The sequence below is a fragment of the Allobosea sp. genome, assembly GCF_017308075.1.
Lineage (GTDB): Bacteria > Pseudomonadota > Alphaproteobacteria > Rhizobiales > Beijerinckiaceae > Allobosea.
On sequence record NZ_JAFKFX010000024.1, the window covers coordinates 108277 to 123214 of the forward strand.

Sequence of the window (14938 nt, forward strand, 5' to 3'; positions counted from 1 at the left end):
CCCTGCGACGGACCATCTCATGGCAGATCCCAGTTTCTTTCCCGTGGCGACCTCGTTGTCCTTCAACGAGGTCGCTTCGCTTTGCGGCGTCAACCTGCCCGAAGGGGCCGACCCGGCGCGACGCATCGAGGGGGCGGCCCCGCTCGAGACGGCCGGCGCCAGCGATGCGGCCTATATGGACAACCCGAAATATGTCGCGGCGCTCGCCAGCACCTCGGCCGGGATCTGCTTCGTCTCGCCGCGCTTCGCCGATCGCGTGCCGGCCGGCACCGTAGCCTTGGTGACGCCGGCGCCCTATCACGCCTTCGCCAGGCTGCTCGCGACCTTCCATCCGCAGGCGCTGCGGCCGGGCTCGATGTTCGGCGCCGCCGGAGTCGCGCCGGGTGCATTCGTGCATGCCACGGCGCGGCTGGAGGCCAATGTCACCGTCGATCCCGGCGCCGTGATCGGGCCTGGTGCCGAGATCGGTGCCGGCAGTATCATCGGCCCCCATGCGGTGATCGGAGCGCAGGTCCGGATCGGCCGGGATTGCAGCATCGGTGCCGGTAGCAGCCTGCAATGCGCGCTCGTCGGCAACCGCGTCATCATTCATCCCGGGGCACGGATCGGCCAGGACGGTTTCGGCTTCGCCATGAGTCCGAAGGGGCACATGAAGGTGCCGCAGGTTGGCCGGGTCATCATCCAGGATGATGTCGAGATCGGCGCCAACAGCTGCATCGACCGTGGCGCCAGCCGCGACACCGTGATCGGCGAAGGCACCAAGATCGATAACCTCGTCCAGATCGGCCACAACTGCGTCATCGGCCGCCATTGCGTCATCGTCTCGCAGGTCGGCATCGCCGGCTCGAGCACGCTGGAGGATTTCGTCGTGCTGGGCGGGCAGGTCGGCCTTGCCGGCCATCTGACCGTCGGCATGGGCGCGCAGGTGGCGGCTCAGAGCGGCGTCGCGGGCGATGTTCCGCGCGGCGCGCGCTATGGCGGCTATCCGGCCCAGCCGGCTTTGAGCTGGGCGCGGGAATCGGCGCTGCTCAAGCAGCTCGTCGCCAAACGTGGCAAGACGACGGGCAGCGGCGAAAGCGATTGATCTGCGGCCGGCTTCCGGCAGTGCAGCTTTCATGGCACAGAATGAGCGACCGGGGCACGGCCCGTAGGCGCTTGGGGAGAAGTAACACGATGACGGAAGCGGCGAAATCGCTCGGCGTGGCCGATATCCAGAAGATCATGGCCTGCATTCCGCATCGCTATCCTTTTCTGCTGGTCGACCGTGTCATCGAGATGGATGGCGATGCTTCCGGCATCGGCATCAAGAACGTCACCGTCAACGAGCCTCAGTTCACCGGCCATTTTCCCGGCCGTCCCGTCTTTCCGGGCGTGCTGATGATCGAGGCCATGGCCCAGACCGCAGGTGTGCTGGTGGTCAGCTCGCGCGGCGAGGACGAGGCTGCGGTCTCGACCGTGCTTTTCACCACGATCGACAAGGTCAAGTTCCGCAAGCCCGTCGTTCCCGGCGACAGCCTGCGCTTCCACCTCACCAAGATCGCGCGGAAGCGCAATATCTGGTTCTATCGCGGTGAGGCCAAGGTCGACGGTGTGCTCGTCGCCGAGGCCGAACTCTCCGCCATGGTGATGTGAGACGCGACGCAGTCTGATCCGCGCCGCCGCTTTCGACCGAACCCAAGTTCACAGGTCCCTTTACATGAGTGCCACGATCCACCCGATGTCGGTCGTCGACCCCGCTGCACGGCTGGGTGAGGGCGTCATCGTCGGCCCGTTCTGCACCGTCGGCCCGCAGGTCACGCTCGAAGACGGGGTCGAGCTGATCAGCCATGTCGCCGTCGCGGGCGTCACCAGCATCGGCGCCCGCACCAAGGTCTATCCCTTCGCCTCGATCGGCCATCCGCCGCAGGATCTGAAGTACAAGGGTGAGCCGTCGATCTTAACTATCGGCGCCGATTGCGTGATCCGCGAGGGTGTCACGATGAACCCCGGCACCGAAGGCGGTGGCATGAAGACCGTGATAGGCGATCGCGGCCTCTTCCTGGCCAATTCGCATGTCGGCCATGACTCGATCATCGGCAGCAACGTCATCTTCTCGAACAATGTGATGTGCGCCGGGCACGTCACGGTCGGAGATTTCGTCATCGTCAGCGGCGGCACCGGCCTGCATCAGTTCATCCGGGTCGGCGACCATGCCTTCATCGGCGGCGGCGCCGGGGTGATGCATGATGTCATCCCCTTCGGCATGGTGCGCGACAACCCGGCCCATCTGGCCGGTCTCAACCTGGTCGGCCTGAAGCGTCGCGGTTTCTCGCGTGAGCAGATCCATGAGCTGCGCCGCGCCTATCGCCTGCTGTTTGCCGATGAAGGCACCTTGTCGGAGCGGGTTGAGGACGTCGCCGGCGAGTTCGCCTCGCATCCGTTGATCCACGAGATCCTCGATTTCATCCGCAGCGGCGGCGAGCGGGCGATCTGCGTGCCGCACGACGTCAACGCACCGGACCGGTGACCCCGGGCTCGGCCGAAACGGCGGGCAGACGGGCCGGGCTGCGCCTGGCCATCCTGGCCGGTAGCGGCGAATACCCGGCCCATGTCGCCCGCAACGCGCTCGCGGCCGGGGCGGAGGTTTATGTCGCGGCGCTTTCGGGCGCGGCGAACATCGCCGATTTTCCCGGCTGCGAAGCGCAGGAATACCGGCTCGGCCAGCTCGGCCGCCTGCTCGGCGCGCTCAAGCACCGCAACGTCACCGATATCGTGATGATCGGGGCGTTGCCGCGACCGAGTTTCGGCGCGCTGGCGCCAGAACTCTCGACCCTGAAATACCTGCCGCATTTCGCGCGCGCCTTCCAGGGCGGCGATGACCATCTGCTTCGGGGCGTCGTGAGCTTCTTCGAGGGGCAGGGGTTCCGGGTCGGGAGCCCGGCGGAGATGGCTCCGGAGATCGTCGCGCCGCTCGGCGCTCTCGGGCGGATCGTCCCGACTCCAATTGCCCGCAGCGCCTTGCTGCGCGGCTTCGACCTGCTGGCGGCCTTGTCGCCCTTCGATATCGGCCAGGGCGCAGTCCTCGCCGATCATCGCGTGATCGCGGTCGAGGCGGCCGAGGGAACCGATGCCATGCTCGAGCGTGTCGCCGGACTGGTGAGGGCAGGGCGCCTCAAGCTGGCAAAGGGCGATGGTGTCCTCGTTAAAGCGCCGAAGCACGGCCAGGACCTGCGCGTCGACATGCCCGCGATCGGGCCCGAGACCGTCGCGCGGCTCGCCGAGATCGGCCTCGCCGGAATCGCGGTGAAGGCCGGAGGCGTGCTCGTCGGCGATCGTGCCCGTCTGGCCGCGAGCGCCGATGCCGTGGGCATCTTCATCGAGGGCGTGCCTTGAGCACGCCGCCCTTCCGGCTTTTCGTCGTCACAGGCGAGGCCTCTGGCGACGCGCTCGGTGCGCGTTTCGTGCAGCAGCTTCGCCACCGGCTTGCAGGGCGCCCGCTCGATCTGCGCGGCGTCGGAGGCGAGGTTCTGGCGGCGGAAGGCTTGGCGAGCATCTTCCCCCAGGAGGACATCGCGGTGATGGGCTTCGGCCCGGTCGTCGCCCGCCTGCCATTGCTGCTGCGTCGCATCTCTGACGCGGCGCAGGCTGCTGCCGCCTTCGCGCCCGATCTGATGCTGACGATCGACGCGCCTGACTTCAGCCTGCGCGTCGACAAGAAGCTGCGCCGGCTCGATCCTGCCGTGCCGATCGCGCACTGGGTCTGCCCGAGCGTCTGGGCCTGGCGCCAGGGCCGGGCGCGGCGCATGCGCCCGCATGTCGACAGGATCCTGGCGCTCCTGCCCTTCGAGCCGGAGGCGCTTGCGCGTCTCGGCGGACCCGACACCGTCTATGTCGGGCATCCGCTGATCGAACGGCTGGCGGAGCTGCGCCCCGGCCCGGATGAGGCCAGGGTTCGGGCCGACGCGCAGGCGCCGCTTATCCTCGTCCTGCCGGGCAGCCGTGGCTCCGAGATCCGCCACCTCATGCCCGCCTTCGGCGAGACGATTGCGCGCATCGCCCGGGCATTGCCGCGGGCACGCTTCGTCTTGCCGGCCGTGCCGCGTCTGGTCGAAGCCGTTACCGGGATCGTCGCAAGCTGGCCCGTGAAACCCGAGATCGTGACGGGGGAGGCGGCCAAGCTCGCGGCCTTCCGTCAGGCGCGCGCGGCACTCGCCGCCTCCGGAACGGTGACGCTCGAGCTCGCCCTGGCGCAGGTGCCGACCGTCGCCGCCTATCGTGGTGCCGGCTGGGAGGCGGCGCTGGCCCGCCGCCTGATCAAGCTGCCGACGGTCATCCTGCCGAACCTCATTCTCGGCGAGAACGTCGTTCCCGAGTTCATCCAGGACGATGTGACGCCGGACGCGCTGGCCCTGGCTCTCACCGCGGTGATCGGCGACGGTGCGGCGCGCGACCGCCAGCTCGACGGTTTCGCCGCGCTCGAGCACAGGATGCGCAGCGCCGGCCCGAGCCCGGCCGCCAATGCCGTCGATGCGGCGCTGGCGCTGCTGCGGCAGCAGCCGGCATCGTAGCGCGGGATCGCCGAATTCGCCGCGGATCGGCAGTCCGCGGCGGTCAAGCCCACTGCCGCGACGGCCATCATCGTGCCCGGAATCGCTGGCCTGAGCTCTGTCGCCGCTCCGTCTCTTCTTGCTGCCTTGTTTTCCGCAAAGCTTCGCGCGCAAGGAGAAGGACAGCTTCCGCGCCCTGCAAGAGCGTGCTGAACCTCTCTTGCGGAACACATGGCGAACAGGTATGTTGTTCGTGCTTTGTTTCGATTCCGATGCGAAAGGCTGGGCGGCGAGATCATGCTGACACGCAAACAGTTCGAACTGCTTCGCTTCATCCATGAACGCCTGCGCGAATCCGGCGTCCCGCCCTCCTTCGACGAGATGAAGGATGCGCTCGACCTGCGCTCCAAATCCGGCATTCACCGGTTGATCATGGCGCTGGAGGAGCGCGGCTTCATTCGCCGGCTACCGAACCGCGCCCGGGCACTCGAAGTCATCAAGATGCCGGACGGAATCGGCGGTGCGCCGGGGCAGCGCGCCCGTTTCAGCCCGTCCATCGTGCAGGGCGGGCTCGGCCAGACTCCGCCTGCCCCAGCCGCCAACCTCGCCAAGCCGCGGCCCGCCACCGCCGAGGAGAACGGACGCACGACCGTTTCCATCCCGGTGATGGGCCGAATCGCCGCTGGCACGCCGATCTCGGCGATCCAGGATCGCAGCCACAGCGTCTCCATGCCGGCCGACATGCTCGGCGGCGGCGAGCACTACGCGCTGGAGGTCCGCGGCGATTCGATGATCGAGGCCGGCATTCTCGACGGTGACACCGTCGTCATCCGCAAGCAGGACACCGCCAACACCGGCGATATCATCGTCGCCCTGATCGATGACGAGGAGGCGACGCTGAAGCGCCTGCGCAAGCGCGGCTCCTCGATTGCCCTGGAGGCCGCCAACCCGGCCTACGAGACCCGCGTGCTCGGCCCGGACCGCGTCAAGATCCAGGGTCGGCTCGTCAATCTGATGCGGCGCTACTGAAGCAAGCTGGTGTCCTCCGACTGCTCGGCCGTTGCAGCGGCGGGCAGCGAGGTGGCAGGGGCGCGTCCCGGCTCCGGTGACGAAGGCGTGTCGACGGGAGCAGGCCGGGCCCGGGTCCAGGGCCGCAGGCGCGTCGCGTCCTCTGCGGTGTAGGCGCGCCAGTTTCCGCCAGGCGAGGAGCCCAGCGCCGTCGCCCCGTCACGCGTGAGCGCAGCCCGGTCGATCAGCCGGGCGGTGCAGCTGCCATTGGCATGGAGCGGCGTCACGACGAGATCGGCGCGCTGGCAATCCTCGACGATCGCGATGCGGTCGCGAGTGTAGGCGACTTTGCGGCCGTCCCTGAGGCGGATCACGCAGCCGCGCGCATCGCAGGCGGCGCCTTCTCGCAAGGCCGGATCGTCCGGGGAGCGGGAATCCCCGTCGGCATGGAGCCATTGCGCCAGGACGAAACGGCTCGGCTTGCCTGCGAGGACGAGCCGCCCTTCGGGGCCGCGTACCAGAATGCCGGAACCGTCGCGCTCGATCAGGATGTCCGGCCGCGTCGGGTCCGTGGCGAGCGCCAGACCGGCGCAGAGCGGCAGTGCCGCCAGGTAGCGCAAGGCCGTCGTCCACAAGGTCAGCCAGAGCAGCGCCAGGGCGAACAGGGCGAGCGCCAGGGCGTCGAAGGCCGGCAGCACCACTGTCGAGCGCTCGATCCCGGCAACCCAGTGGGCGAGCCGCAGGACGAGGCCGGAGGCCCAGCCCATCAGGGCCCAGGCGGGCCAGTCGAGCCCGAAGGGATAGGCCAGCACGCCGAAGACCGCGGCCGGCATGACGATCAACGAGACGAAAGGCAAAGCGAGTGCGTTGCCGAGCAGGCCGAACGGGTTGAAGGTCTGGAAATGATAGACGCCGAAGGGTGCCGTCGCCGCCGTCGCCAGCAAGGTGGTGACGACGATGCCGACCGCGGAGAGCCAGAGCGGCCGCAGCGGCCAGGGCCAGCTCGCAGCGGCCGGGTCGGGTGAGCGCTCCTGCCAACGCTCGGCGAAGGCGATCAGCGCGGCGACCGCGCCGAAGGACATCTGGAAGCTCGGCCCGAGCAGCGCTTCGGGCTCGCGCAGCAGCACGATGATCGCGGCGAGCGCGAGATTCCGCATGCTGAGGGCCGGTCGGTCGACCAGGATGGCGCCGAGCATCACCAGGGTCATGATCAAGGAGCGGACCGTCGCGACCTCGGCGCCCGAGAAAACGCAATAGGCGGTGGCGCCGAGCATGGCGGCGAGTGCGGCGAGCTTCTTGATCGGCCAGAAGAGCGCGAGGCCGGGCGACAGCGCCAGCAGTGCCCGCGCCAGCCAGAAGATCGTGCCGGCCGCCAAAACCATGTGCAGGCCGGAGATCGAGACGATGTGGTAGATGCCGGCGGCGCGCAGATCGTCATTTGTCGGCTCAGTGATCAGGCCGCGCTTGCCGGTGACCAGGGCGGCCGCCATCGCGCCCGCCTGCCCGCCGCCGATCGTGGCGATGCGCTCGGTCAGCGCATTGCGCGCCTGGTCGATGGCGATGCTCCAGGCGAGCTGCCGCGACGGCCGAGAAGGCGCCGGTGCCAGCGCGACCTTTCCGGCAATGCTGCCGACCGCGCCGATGCCGCGGAAGAAGGCGTCGCGGGCGAACTCATAGCCGCCGGGACGCGCCGGTCCAGGCGGCGGCAGGAGCCGCGCGGTCGCCATGATGTGATCGCCGGGCTTCAAGGTCGTCGCGGTGGTGCTGATGCGGACGCGCCTTGGGCGCTGCTGCGGCTCGACGCCCGGCAGGTCGGTGACCAGGACGACCAGACGGACGCCCTTCTCGCGCTGCTCCAGCGTCTCGACGAAACCGGTGATCTTGCCGACATGGAGCCGGGAGAGCGCCGGTGCCGCGATGCTCGCCGCCCGCCAGGCTCCGGCGCCGAAGCCGGCAAAGAGTGCGCCTAGCGTGATGCAGACGAGCATGGCGCGGCGCCTGTGGCGCAATAGCAGCGCGGCGAGCGCGGACAGGGCGAGGCCGGCCAGCGGCGCCGCCGGGCTCGGCTCACGATCGGCGAGGAAATACAGGACGACGCCGAGCCCGAGCGGCACCGGAAGCCAGTTGAAGAGGCGCCGCCGCTCGATCTCGGTTTCGAGCATGGCGCGGAGCGGGGCGTACCAGTTCGACGGGGTCCACACCGGGCTCAGCGACAGCCGATACGCCCACCTTGCCCCGCCCCGCCAGGCGAGGGCGCGCGCGGAGGCCTTTCGGCGACGCCCGGGCGGTGCGGAAAGCATCGGCCTCCCTTTCGCCACCGGAACAGGAAGACGCTTAACGGCGGCCGCAAAGCCATGTTACAGCGACCGCGCCGGTTGTCAGCCCCGGCCGAGACCGCCCATGAGCCGGCTCTCGCCCTTCATCCGCCCGTTCCGTCGGAGTCCTTCTTCATGAGCGATGAGGTCGTCACGCGCTTTGCGCCGTCGCCTACCGGATTCCTCCATATCGGTGGCGCCCGCACCGCCCTGTTCAACTGGCTCTATGCCCGCCGCCATGGTGGCAAGATGCTGCTGCGCATCGAGGATACCGATCGCGAACGCTCGACCGATGCCGCCATCGCCGCGATTCTCGACGGCCTATCCTGGCTCGGTCTCGATTGGGACGGGCAGACCGTCTACCAATTCCAGCGTGCCGCCCGGCATCGCGAGGTCGCCGAGCAGATGCTCGCAGCCGGCAAGGCCTATTATTGCTATGCGACCCCGCAGGAACTTGACGAGATGCGCGAGAAGGCCAAGGCCGAAGGCCGGCCGATGCGCTATGACGGGCGCTGGCGCGACCGCGATCCGGCGACCGCACCGGCCGGCGCCAAGCCGGTCATTCGCCTGAAGGCCGAGCAGACCGGCGAGACTGTGGTCGAGGACGAGGTCCAGGGCCGCGTCGTCTGGCAGAACGAGAACCTCGACGATCTCGTCCTGCTGCGCTCGGACGGCAACCCGACCTATATGCTCGCCGTGGTCGTCGACGATCACGATATGGGCGTCACCCATATCATCCGCGGCGACGACCACCTCACCAATGCCGCGCGGCAGACGCAGATCTATCAGGCGATGGGCTGGAAGGTGCCGAGCATGTCGCACATCCCGCTGATCCATGGGCCGGACGGTGCAAAACTGTCGAAGCGCCACGGTGCGCTCGGCGTCGACGCCTATCGCGCCATGGGCTATCTGCCGATCGCGCTGCGCAACTATCTGCTGCGTCTCGGCTGGAGCCATGGCGACCAGGAGATCTTCTCACCCGAGGAGATGATCTCGTTGTTCAACCTGTCCTCAATCGGCCGCTCCCCGGCGCGGTTCGACTATGCCAAGCTGGAGAGCCTGAACGGGCTCTATATGCGCCAGTCGGAGGATCGCGAGCTGCTTGAAGCGCTGAAGGCGATCCTGCCCGAGATCGGTCCGGCCCGTGGACTGCCCGCCGAACTCGACCCGGCGCTCGAACGCCGCTTCCTGGCGGCGATGCCTGGGCTCAAGGAGCGGGCCAAGACTTTGGTCGAACTGCTGGACAGCGCCTTCTATCTCTATGCCCAGCGCCCGTTGGCCCTTGAGCCCAAGGCCGCGGCGCTGCTCGACGATGCCGCGCGGGAGCGGATGCCGAAACTGGCAGAGAAGCTCGCAGCGCTGCCGGACTGGGCTCCCGCGGCGCTCGAAGCGGCCGTGCGGGAATTCGCCGAGGCGAGTGCCGTCAAGCTCGGCCAGGTCGCGCAGCCGCTGCGGGCCGCGCTGACCGGGCGCACCACCTCTCCCGGCCTCTTCGACGTCATGGCGGTGCTGGGGCGCGAGGAAGCCCTGGCGCGGCTCTCCGACATCGCCTGAGCGGGCATGGCGGAGGCAGCAGTGCCGCAGTGCGGGATCGCACGGTCACCGCCATGTTTCTCGCTGTTGAACGCCTCTCGGAAATGGTCTAGCAACGCGGCGTGGCGGCTGCTCCCCAACGGAAGCAGTCGCGGCCAAAAATGCTTTAAAATCAGTCTGATGAACGCTTTTTCGCCGCAGCGGCATCCTCATATCCCGCCCTGGAGCCGGCATAGTGGAGCTTCGGGCGGCGCCTGATGACCAGTGATCGGTCGGAACGACATTCGGCCGCCGAGATGATTTGAGATCGAGCCTGAAAGGATCGGCATCCATGAGCGGAACCACGAGTCAGTTGAATGTCGACGGCAAGACCGTCGACATGCCGGTCAAGTCTGGATCGATCGGGCCTTCGGTCATCGACATCAGCAAGCTCTACGCTCAGACCGGGATGTTCACCTACGATCCCGGCTTCACCTCGACCGCGAGCTGCGAGTCGCAGATCACCTATATCGACGGCGACGAGGGCGTTCTGCTCTATCGCGGCTACCCGATCGAGCAGCTCGCCGAGCATGGCGACTTCCTCGAGACCTGCTATCTGCTGCTTTATGGCGATCTGCCGACCGCGGCCCAGAAGGCCGATTTCGACTATCGCGTCACGCGCCACACCATGGTGCATGAGCAGATGGCCCGCTTCTTCCAGGGCTTCCGCCGCGATGCGCATCCGATGGCGGTTCTGGTCGCCTCGGTCGGTGCGATGTCGGCCTTCTATCACGACTCCACCGACATCTCGGACCCGCAGCAGCGCATGATCGCGTCGATGCGGATGATCGCCAAGATGCCGACGCTGGCGGCGATGGCCTACAAGTACACGATCGGCCAGCCCTTCGTGTATCCGCTGAACTCGCTCGACTACAGCTCGAACTTCCTGCGGATGTGCTTCGCCGTGCCGGCGGAGGACTACAAGGTCAATCCGGTGCTGTCGCGCGCGCTCGACCGGATCTTCATTCTGCACGCCGACCATGAGCAGAACGCCTCGACCTCGACCGTGCGCCTCGCCGGCTCCTCGGGCGCCAATCCGTTCGCCTGCATCGCCGCCGGCATCGCCTGCCTCTGGGGCCCCGCCCATGGCGGCGCCAACGAGGCCGCTCTCAAGATGCTCGAGGAGATCGGCACGGTCGAGAACATCCCGAAATACATCGCCAAGGCCAAGGACAAGAACGATCCGTTCCGCCTGATGGGCTTCGGGCACCGCGTCTACAAGAACTACGATCCGCGCGCCAAGATCATGCAGAAGACCACGCATGAGGTGCTGAACGAGCTCGGCATCAAGGACGATCCGCTGCTCGACGTCGCGATGGAGCTGGAGCGGATCGCTCTCTCCGACAGCTACTTCATCGAGAAGAAGCTCTATCCGAACATCGACTTCTATTCGGGCATCACGCTCAAGGCGATGGGCTTCCCGACCTCCATGTTCACCGCGCTGTTCGCGCTGGCGCGTGCCGTCGGCTGGATCGCGCAGTGGAAGGAGATGATCGAGGATCCGTCCCAGCGCATCGGCCGTCCGCGCCAGCTCTACACCGGCGCGCCGAAGCGCGATTACGCACCGATCGGCCGGCGCTGATCGACACGCATCGCAATTGCCAGGGCCGCGACGGGCAACCGTCGCGGCCTTTTCCGTTCAGGCGCGGCCTGACCGCAGGACAGTGACATGGCAGAGCCCGCCGGGTCGATGTGAAGCCGCGGCGGGAAGATGTCTGACGACGAGAAGCGTCCGATCGAGTGACAGGGCCGCTAATGGCTGAGGGAAGGAGCCGAGAGCGCCGATGTCGGCTTCGACCGTGGCGGCCGCACCGGCGAGGGAACTGCCATTTCGGCCGGGTCGAGCGAGCCTCCGCCAGCGCGTACCGGTTGCTTCAGCATGAACGGGCCGAAACGTCGCGCCAGCTGTGCCCCTCAAGGCCATCTCGATCGACGAAGTCGCCTACGGCGGCACACGCGCTATCGGCGCTGCCGCTGACCCGCCAGTCAGCGCAGCCGGATGATCCGGCAGGGATCACCGGCCTTGGCCGGCTCGGCGAAGACCGGCCGGATGACCAGCGCCTCGGCCCGGGCGAGGTTCGCCAGCATCGAGGAATCCTGTTTGGGGAAGGGTTTCACCCGGCGCTCGCCGGCTTCCGTGACGAAGGCCGAGCGCAGATAGTCCTGGCGCTCGTCATTCGCCGGCAGGTCGACGGCGAGAATCGCAGGCTCGCCGCGGTCGCGCTCCGGCTCGGCCATGCCGAGCAGGGCCTCGATCAGCGGCGTGACGAAGAGGTGGCCGCAGACGATCGAGGAGACCGGGTTGCCCGGCAGGCCGAGGGCGACCATTGGGCCGAGCCTCCCCATCATCATCGGCTTGCCCGGCCGCATCGCGATCTTCCAGAAGCCGAGATCCATGCCTTGCGCCTTGAGCGCGGCCTGGACGAGGTCATGTGCGCCGACAGAGGCGCCGCCGAGCGTGACCAGCACATCGGCCTTCGCCGCCTTGGCCGCCTCGATGCGGGCCGCGAGATCGGGATGGTTGTCGCGGGCGATGCCGAGATCGAGCGCCGTGCCGCCGGCCTGCTCGACCAGGGCGGCCAGCGCATAGCTGTTGGAGGCGACGATCTGGTCGGGGCCGACCGGCTCGCCCGGCAGGACGAGCTCGTCGCCGGTGGCGAGAATCGCGACCACGGGCTTGCGACGCACCGGAAGCTCCGGATGCCCCATCGCGGCGGCGAGGCCGAGCGCAGCGCTGTCGAGCCGGCGGCCGGCCGCGAGCAGAACCTCGCCGCTGCCGAAATCGAGCCCGGCGGCGCGCACGAACTGGCCCTTGCCCGCCGCCTTGGTGACCCGGATCACCGGGCCGTCGACACCCTCTGCGTTCTCCTGGATCAGGATGGCGTCGGTGCCTTCCGGCAGCGGCGCGCCGGTGAAGATACGGACCGCCTCGCCGGGAGCGACCGAGCCGGCAAAGCCGCGGCCGGCGGCGGATTCGCCGATCACCCGCAATTCCTTGCCGGGCTGGAGATCATCTGCGCGGGCGGCATAGCCGTCCATCGCCGAATTGGCGAAGGGCGGCTGGGTGCGTAGCGCCGCGATATCTGCCGCCAGAACCCGGCCTGCGCAACGCGCCAGCGGCAGCATTTCCGTGCCGGTGGTTCCGGGAACGCTGTCGAGCAGCGCGCGCAGCGCGACGGCAACCGGTGTCAGGCTCATCTCTGCCCTTCCGCAACTTCGTAGACGCCGGACTTGCCGCCGGATTTGTGGACGAGCTGGATCGCTTCGATACGCATGCCGCGATCGACCGCCTTGACCATGTCGTAGACCGTCAGGCAGGCGACGCTGACGGCGGTCAGCGCTTCCATCTCGACGCCGGTCTTGCCGGTGAGGCGCACCTCGGCCCGTACGCGCACGCCGGGCAGGGCCTCGTCGATGGAGAGATCGACCGCGATCTTGGTCAGCAGCAACGGGTGGCAGAGCGGGATCAGCTCATGGGCGCGCTTCGCCGCCATGATGCCGGCGAGGCGCGCGGTGCCGAGCACGTCGCCCTTCTTGGCGTCGCCGGCGCGCACGATCGCGAGCGTTTCCGCCTGCATCACGACGCTGCCTTCGGCGATCGCGGTTCGGGCCGTCTCCGCCTTGTCGCCGACATCGACCATATGGGCCTGGCCCTGGCTGTCGAGATGCGAAAGCCGGCTCACGCCGCCGCCTCCGCGCCCTTTCCGGTCAGCAGCTGGCGGGTCGCGCCGGCGACATCCTGCTGGCGCATCAGGCTCTCGCCGACGAGGAAGGTGTTGACGCCGCAGCCCTGCAGCCGGGTGATGTCGGCATGGCTGAAGATGCCGCTCTCGCCGACAAGATGCCGGTTGGCCGGGACCAAAGGTGCCAGGCGTTCGGTCACGCTGAGGCTGACCTCGAAGCTGCGCAGATCGCGGTTGTTGATGCCGACGAGGCGGGTGTCGAGCTTCAGCGCCCGCTCGAGCTCGGCCTCGTCATGGACTTCCGCCAGCACGGCCATGCCGAGTGCCTTGGCGGTTTCAGTCAGCTCGCGGGCCGCGGCATCGTCGACCGAGGCCATGATCACCAGGATGCAGTCGGCGCCCCAGCTACGCGCCTCGAAGACCTGATAGGGCTCGAACATGAAGTCCTTGCGCAGGCCCGGTAGGCCCGAAGCCTCGCGCGCCTGCGCGAGATACTCCGGCTGGCCCTGGAAGGAGGGGGTGTCGGTCAGCACCGAAAGGCAGGCGGCGCCGCCTTCGGCATAGGCCCTCGCCAGGGCCGGCGGGTCGAAATCCGGCCGGATCATGCCCTTGGACGGGCTCGCCTTCTTGATCTCGGCGATCAGCGCCGGCAGCCCGGCCTTACGCTTGGCTTCGAGCGCGCCGAGGAAGTCACGTGCCGGTGGCATGGCGGCGGCGCGGCGTTCGATCTCGGCCTGCGGCACGGTGCTGCGCGCTGTGGCGATCTCTTCGCGCTTATAGGCCTCGATCCGCTTCAGAATGTCCGACATGGCCGCCTCAGGCGTTCGAGCTGGCGACGAGCGTGGCGAGTACGCCCTTGGCCTTGCCGCTGTCGAGCGCCTGATAGGCCTGGGCCAGCCCGTCACCGAGCGTTGCGGCCTTGCCGGCGACGACCAGCGCCGCTGCGGCATTGAAGGCGGCGATGTCGCGGAAGGCGCTCTTCTGGCCGTCGAGCACGTCCTGCAGGGCCTTGGCGTTCTGCTCCGGCTCGCCGCCGCGCAGATCCTCGGGCTTGGCCCGGGCGATGCCGACATCCTCTGGGGAAATCGAGAAACTCTCGATCTTGCCGTCCTTCAGCGCAACGACGCGGGTCGGGCCGGTGGTGGTGATTTCGTCGAGCCCGTCCGAGCCGTGCACGGCCCAGATCGATTGCGAGCCGAGCGAGGCGAGCACCTCGACCATCGGCTGGAGCCAGGTCTCGGAAAAGGCCCCGACCAGCTGCTGCTTGACCCCGGCCGGGTTGGAGAGCGGCCCGACCAGGTTGAAAATGGTGCGGGTGCCGAGCTCGGTGCGCACCGGCGCGACATGGCGCATCGAGGCGTGATGGGCCGGCGCGAACATGAAGCCGACGCCGGCATCGCGGATGCTGCGCTCGATCCCGGCCGGCTCGAGCCCGACCTTGACGCCGAGCGCCGTCAGCACATCCGCCGCGCCGGAGCGCGACGAGGCCGCGCGGTTGCCATGCTTGGCGACCGGAACGCCGCAGGCCGCGGTGATGATCGAGGCCAGGGTCGAGACGTTGTAGGACCCCGACGCATCGCCGCCGGTGCCGACGATGTCGATCGCATCCGCGGGCGCGGAGACCGTGAGCATGCGGGCGCGCATGGCGCTGACCGCGCCGGCGATCTCCTCGGTGCTTTCGCCGCGCACGCGCAGCGCCATCAGGAAGGCGGCGGCCTGAGCATTGGTGACACCGCCCGAAAGCATGGTCTCGAAGGCGTCGCGGGCCTCCTCGCGGGAAAGCGAGGCGCCGGTCGCGACCTTGGCGATGAAGGGCTTGAAGTCTTCCATGGGA

13 protein-coding genes are annotated in these 14938 nt (G+C 68.3%); 8 read left to right on the forward strand and 5 right to left on the reverse strand.

The window, feature by feature from the left end:
• Nucleotides 1-19: 19 nt before the first annotated feature.
• The 6 genes from lpxD (at nucleotide 20) to lexA (ending at nucleotide 5555) form a co-directional block, all read left to right on the forward strand.
• Entirely contained in the window at nucleotides 20-1084 is a 1065-nt protein-coding gene (gene lpxD, locus J0J10_RS03825; protein ID WP_291645355.1) for a UDP-3-O-(3-hydroxymyristoyl)glucosamine N-acyltransferase, read from the forward strand.
• Between the two features lie 89 nt (nucleotides 1085-1173).
• Complete coding sequence (gene fabZ, locus J0J10_RS03830; protein ID WP_291640535.1) at nucleotides 1174-1632, forward strand: 3-hydroxyacyl-ACP dehydratase FabZ; 459 nt, start codon at nucleotides 1174-1176, stop codon at nucleotides 1630-1632.
• A 64-nt stretch (nucleotides 1633-1696) separates the two neighbouring features.
• On the forward strand, nucleotides 1697-2506 hold the full coding sequence (lpxA, locus tag J0J10_RS03835; protein ID WP_291645356.1) for an acyl-ACP--UDP-N-acetylglucosamine O-acyltransferase: 810 nt from the start codon (nucleotides 1697-1699) through the stop codon (nucleotides 2504-2506).
• On the forward strand, nucleotides 2503-3372 hold the full coding sequence (locus J0J10_RS03840) for an LpxI family protein (protein ID WP_291645357.1): 870 nt from the start codon (nucleotides 2503-2505) through the stop codon (nucleotides 3370-3372). Before lpxA ends, J0J10_RS03840 begins: the two co-directional genes overlap by 4 nt.
• Nucleotides 3369-4547: a lipid-A-disaccharide synthase gene (gene lpxB / locus J0J10_RS03845; protein ID WP_291645358.1), complete on the forward strand. Its 1179-nt coding sequence runs from the start codon at nucleotides 3369-3371 to the stop codon at nucleotides 4545-4547. Before J0J10_RS03840 ends, lpxB begins: the two co-directional genes overlap by 4 nt.
• A 276-nt stretch (nucleotides 4548-4823) precedes the next feature.
• Nucleotides 4824-5555, forward strand: coding sequence for a transcriptional repressor LexA (lexA, locus tag J0J10_RS03850; RefSeq protein ID WP_291640527.1), 732 nt, complete (start codon nucleotides 4824-4826; stop codon nucleotides 5553-5555).
• Here lexA and J0J10_RS03855 read toward each other — a convergent pair.
• Nucleotides 5549-7735 (reverse strand): ComEC/Rec2 family competence protein, encoded by a 2187-nt coding sequence (locus tag J0J10_RS03855; protein WP_291645359.1) that lies wholly within the window; start codon nucleotides 7733-7735, stop codon nucleotides 5549-5551. The two genes, lexA and J0J10_RS03855, sit on opposite strands and share 7 nt — an antisense overlap.
• Before the next feature lie 249 nt (nucleotides 7736-7984).
• Here J0J10_RS03855 and gltX point away from each other — a divergent pair, with 249 nt between their 5' ends.
• Nucleotides 7985-9403, forward strand: coding sequence for a glutamate--tRNA ligase (gene gltX / locus J0J10_RS03860; protein WP_291645360.1), 1419 nt, complete (start codon nucleotides 7985-7987; stop codon nucleotides 9401-9403).
• Nucleotides 9404-9713: 310 nt separating this feature from the next.
• Nucleotides 9714-11003 (forward strand): citrate synthase, encoded by a 1290-nt coding sequence (gene gltA / locus J0J10_RS03865; RefSeq protein WP_291640521.1) that lies wholly within the window; start codon nucleotides 9714-9716, stop codon nucleotides 11001-11003.
• A gap of 404 nt (nucleotides 11004-11407) precedes the next feature.
• Here gltA and J0J10_RS03870 read toward each other — a convergent pair whose 3' ends face one another.
• The 4 genes from J0J10_RS03870 to trpD are packed head-to-tail and all read right to left on the reverse strand — an operon-like array spanning nucleotide 11408 to nucleotide 14934.
• A complete protein-coding gene (locus tag J0J10_RS03870) occupies nucleotides 11408-12619 on the reverse strand; it encodes a molybdopterin molybdotransferase MoeA (RefSeq protein ID WP_291645361.1) in 1212 nt (403 codons plus the stop codon).
• Nucleotides 12616-13104 (reverse strand): cyclic pyranopterin monophosphate synthase MoaC, encoded by a 489-nt coding sequence (gene moaC, locus J0J10_RS03875; RefSeq protein ID WP_291645362.1) that lies wholly within the window; start codon nucleotides 13102-13104, stop codon nucleotides 12616-12618. The genes J0J10_RS03870 and moaC overlap by 4 nt, the downstream gene beginning before the upstream one ends.
• A complete protein-coding gene (trpC, locus tag J0J10_RS03880) occupies nucleotides 13101-13913 on the reverse strand; it encodes an indole-3-glycerol phosphate synthase TrpC (protein ID WP_291645363.1) in 813 nt (270 codons plus the stop codon). Before trpC ends, moaC begins: the two co-directional genes overlap by 4 nt.
• A gap of 7 nt (nucleotides 13914-13920) precedes the next feature.
• Nucleotides 13921-14934: an anthranilate phosphoribosyltransferase gene (gene trpD / locus J0J10_RS03885; RefSeq protein WP_291645364.1), complete on the reverse strand. Its 1014-nt coding sequence runs from the start codon at nucleotides 14932-14934 to the stop codon at nucleotides 13921-13923.
• Between the last annotated feature and the right edge of the window lie 4 nt (nucleotides 14935-14938).